This window comes from Bradyrhizobium sp. TM233 (genome assembly GCF_036247965.1).
Classification (GTDB): domain Bacteria; phylum Pseudomonadota; class Alphaproteobacteria; order Rhizobiales; family Xanthobacteraceae; genus Bradyrhizobium; species Bradyrhizobium ottawaense.
The window spans coordinates 1-579 of sequence record NZ_BTIG01000179.1; the positions used below are offsets into that span (position 1 = coordinate 1).

At 46.5% G+C, this 579-nt stretch carries 1 protein-coding gene; it reads right to left on the reverse strand.

Annotation, left to right across the window (positions count from 1 at the left end; translation table 11 throughout):
- A partial coding sequence (locus tag AABA86_RS34195; RefSeq protein WP_338309876.1) for a hypothetical protein occupies positions 1-579 on the reverse strand: 579 nt, incomplete at both ends.

Here is a 579-nt window from a genome sequence, read left to right on the forward strand (position 1 = left end):
TAGCATCTGATGGCTTCAGGATGGTCTGCTTGAGTCCACAGAGGGTAGTCATTCAGAGGCACCCTTCTACTTCTGATTTCAGAAGATGTGTCTTCATGGGCAGGAGCAATCTTCTTCTTGACTAGGCCCATTTTCTTTAGAGAATTCGCAGTGAAGACATCACTAACAATGGTGGTCAGATCCTCTGTGCATCCAGCATTTATCAAATCTTGAATGAGACCACTCTCAATGAAGAGATCAGACAAAAGTCTCCCGAAGGGAATATACTTGATCGCTGACTTGATGGAGGCAGTGGTACGAGACTTCCGGATGCATTCCTTCAAATAGGAGAACAAGAAGTAGGGAAGGCAGATCTTCTTCTGGTCTTGGATGAAGAACAACATCGCCTTCTGGTTGAAGTTGATGTAGTCTGGAGAACTGCCCTTCGGTCTCTGATTAATGCAGTTGAGCAGGATCTTGTGCCAGATTCTCAGTTTGGGGTGAAGGTCCATCACCTTGTAGCTCGTCTTGCCCGGTTTGAAGGTGGTGTACAGGGCCTTGTTGACTATATCCTTGGTTCTGGGTTTCAGCTTCGATTCC